Genomic DNA, 3264 nt, shown 5'->3' on the forward strand with positions numbered 1-3264 from the left:
GCATGATCGCCGCTGCCGACGACAGCGAGCGAGCGTCCGCGCATCAGGAAGCCGTCGCACTGTGCGCAATGGCTGACGCCGTAGCCGATGAGATGATCGGCATTCAAATTAGAGGCAAGTCTCTGTTTGCCGGTTGCCAGCAGGACAGTCCGTGCGGTGTAGCTGTTGCCGGAGGAGGTGTTGACGATAAATCCATTGGATTCACGGATCGAAACCACTTCGTCACTGATGACTTCGATGCCGAGTCGTTCGACCTGCACCAAGCCGCGGCGGAACAATTCATCGCCGCTGACCGGCTCTGCCAGACCGAAATAATTTTCAATGCGGTGGCTTTGACCGAGAGCACCGGAATCTCGACCAATCACAAGCGGGGTATAGCCTGCGCGTCGAACATACAGAGCAGCAGAGAGACCTGCTGGGCCTTTTCCGATGATGATACAATCTTTCATTTAAAATAAAACTCCTTGATAGAAATAGGGGAACAGATGCTCAGCGCAATTGCTCCGGCAGCCGGATGCTGATTTCTCCGGCGACTAAGGTACTGCGCTGGCCGTTCTGCTCAATGATGAGATGACCGCTGGAATCAATGCCGACAGCGGTTGCTTCCTCTCGCTGGTCAAACCGAATGACTGTGATGGGCTGACCGAGGAAGTGAATAAAGGAACGATAGCGGTCAATCAATGCTTCGGTATCTCCGGAGGCGATAAGATCACAGCACGACTCCATGTGATTGAAGAAAGAGGCTGCGAGGGCATTGCGGCGCACCGGATGCGGAGCAAAGTCTTCCAGACAACCGGCAATTTCTGCGATTTCCGGCGCAAGACCGCTTGCGGGGGTGCGGACATTGATGCCAATGCCGACGATGGCATAGGACAGTTGTCCGGTTTCTGCTTCGACAGAGGCTTCTGTCAGGATGCCGCACAGCTTTTTGCCGTGCATGAGGACATCATTGACCCATTTGATGTCTGGGGTAAAATCAGCGGTTTCTTGGATTGCCTCACAGGCGGCAATCGCTGCGCCGACGGTCAGCAGATGAATGCGCTCCAGCGGAATCTGCGGACGCAGAAGCAGACTCATATAAATACCGCTGCCGGAAGGAGACAGAAAATTTCGTCCCAATCTGCCGCGGCCGGCAGTCTGACAATCAGCGACAGCGGCATAGCCGTTTGGCAGTTCAGCAGCGCGCTGTTTGAGATAATTATTGGTGGAATCGACAGTGGAAAGCACACAGAGATTTCGTGCGGCGTATTGTGTTGTCAGCTCCATGGCAATGCCAGCTTCCGACAGCGCGTCACTCGCTTCATCCAAGCGATAGCCTTCACCGGCTGTAGAAGTGATTGGGAAACCCATCTCGCGCAGCGTGGAAACTGCCTTCCATATTGCCGTGCGGGAAACGCCCAATTCTCGTGCCAATGTGCCGCCGGAGATCAGTTCTCCGCGGTGTTCTTCCAAGGTGCGAAGCACGTCATCTCGAACCATCCAATCATCCTTTCGGGTCTTTTTTAGCTTTTCCTTATTGTAATACAGATCTTGACGCAGTACAATAGATTTTACTTGGAAACGAGGAAAATTCATAAATCCAGTCGAAGAAATGAGGAAGAATATGGCAAGCACAAGCGAGAGTATCCAGAGCATCGCACGCACGCAGGAGGAGCGCATTTTGCTCACGCAAATCGCGCAAAAGGCGGAGACCTGCCGCGAAAAATGCTATTTGACGTATACCAAATTTTTAGATATGCACGAAACTGCATTGGCGGATCGTCTGCTGCGCAGTCTGGGAGAACGCGGCGTCTTCTGGGGCGGATATGAGCAGGCGGAACGCCGCATTCTCTTTTTTGTGCCGGACTGGATGGACGCTGTGCCGACAGAGGGAGAAGATTGTCCCATTACCGCGATTCGCTGCCTGCGGAGCAAAAACGATGCGCTCACCCATCGGGATTATTTAGGCTCGCTGATGGGTTTGGGACTGCGGCGCGACGGCATCGGAGATATTTTGGTCAGTGACCACGGCGCGGACATTCTGGTGCTGAAAGACATTGCGCCATATCTGCTGATGAACTACAGCCAGGCGGGACGCAAACACATCCAGACGCAGGAAATTTCGCTGGCGGATTTGGTGATGCCGGATGAGAAGATCACCATGCTGCGCGATACCGTCGCTTCGATGAGGCTGGATGCCGTCACAGCGTCGCTGTTCCGCCTGTCGCGCGCCAAAGCGGCGGATGCGATCCGTGCAGGAAAAGTGTTTGTCAATCAGCAGGAATGTATCCGGACAGACAAAGAAATTGCGCCGCATGACCGCATTACCCTGCGCGGCACGGGACGCGGAGAGGTCGAGGAGATTTTAGGAGAGAGCAAAAAGGGACGCATCGTTTTGTCGCTCAAACGATTTGGCTGACGAATAAAAAAATCTGCCATTTAAAATTTTTGTTATTGCAGGAATACAAGAAATATGTTATACTAATAGTAACAATTAAGAGGAGGCGGCAAAATGGGAAGACAGCCAAATATGACAGATGCACCGGAGCGCAGCGGCTCGGTGCAGGGATTGGAAGAGAACCTCAAAAAAGCAGTATCGGAAATGCTTGTTCTGTTTTTGCTCAATGAGAGAGAAATGTATATCGGTGAAATTCCGGAAGAGCTGAAACAGCGCAGCAATGGAAAATTCCATATCGTGTTCCCGTACTCGGTGATTTACCGCATGGTCAAATTTGAATACATCGACGAGCTGAAAAAGCGCGTGGCACCGGACGGCAGAAAGCGTCAGTACTACGGCATCACGAAAAAGGGCAGAGAGTATCTCGCGCAGCTGACCGATACCTTTGGACAGTTCATGCAGTGCATCGGGCTGATTTTGGAGTCGGGAGATGCGAAGGAACTCGCGGCAAATCAAGAACAACAACATGGTGCAAAGATGGCACAACCGACCGCTTAACCGGCGACAAAAAGATAGATGAAATACCTGCTTATGTAAGCAGGTATTTTTTAATATAAAAAATAAGTTTTCTTTGACGAAACAAGGGTTAGCGTGGTATAATAGATACAATTAAGAACGGAGGGGAATTGATGAAAAAAGAGAGCGGTTTTGTGGAAAAATACATGCAGATGGTTAAAAACTGTCTGCCATGCGGCGGGGATAAAGAGAAAAGGTAATGCAAACTTTTTTTGACAAATTCATTGACAAATAGTTCCATAAATGGTACTATTGTGTCAAGGAATAACATAAAAGCAGCCGTGTAAAGATGGGAGAGATTCAAGAGTAGC

Annotated in this window: 4 protein-coding genes; 2 read left to right on the top strand and 2 right to left on the bottom strand. The window is 50.8% G+C overall.

Features of this window, described 5'->3' with window-relative positions:
* Together ACR0P9_RS09615 and ACR0P9_RS09620 are read right to left on the bottom strand one after the other, a co-directional pair.
* Window positions 1–449, bottom strand: a 449-nt coding sequence (locus ACR0P9_RS09615; RefSeq protein WP_432619597.1) for an NAD(P)/FAD-dependent oxidoreductase, incomplete at its 3' end; no start/stop codon positions are given.
* 40 nt (window positions 450–489) lie between these two features.
* Window positions 490–1479: a biotin--[acetyl-CoA-carboxylase] ligase gene (locus ACR0P9_RS09620; protein ID WP_432619599.1), complete on the bottom strand. Its 990-nt coding sequence runs from the start codon at window positions 1477–1479 to the stop codon at window positions 490–492.
* Between the two features lie 124 nt (window positions 1480–1603).
* Here ACR0P9_RS09620 and ACR0P9_RS09625 point away from each other — a divergent pair, with 124 nt between their 5' ends.
* Together ACR0P9_RS09625 and ACR0P9_RS09630 are read left to right on the top strand one after the other, a co-directional pair.
* Window positions 1604–2398, top strand: coding sequence for an RNA-binding protein (locus ACR0P9_RS09625; RefSeq protein ID WP_432619601.1), 795 nt, complete (start codon window positions 1604–1606; stop codon window positions 2396–2398).
* Window positions 2399–2491: 93 nt separating this feature from the next.
* Window positions 2492–2935 (top strand): PadR family transcriptional regulator, encoded by a 444-nt coding sequence (locus tag ACR0P9_RS09630; protein WP_432619603.1) that lies wholly within the window; start codon window positions 2492–2494, stop codon window positions 2933–2935.
* The last annotated feature ends 329 nt before the right edge of the window (window positions 2936–3264 follow it).

This window comes from Butyricicoccus sp. (assembly GCF_050872565.1).
GTDB lineage: Bacteria > Bacillota > Clostridia > Oscillospirales > Butyricicoccaceae > Butyricicoccus_A.

Excerpts from the sequence above, each read along its gene's own strand:
- ACR0P9_RS09620 (WP_432619599.1), bottom strand. The coding sequence starts at position 1,479 with ATGGTTCGAGATGACGTGCTTCGCACCTTGGAAGAACACCGCGGAGAA.
- ACR0P9_RS09625 (WP_432619601.1), top strand. The coding sequence starts at position 1,604 with ATGGCAAGCACAAGCGAGAGTATCCAGAGCATCGCACGCACGCAGGAG.
- ACR0P9_RS09630 (WP_432619603.1), top strand. The coding sequence starts at position 2,492 with ATGGGAAGACAGCCAAATATGACAGATGCACCGGAGCGCAGCGGCTCG.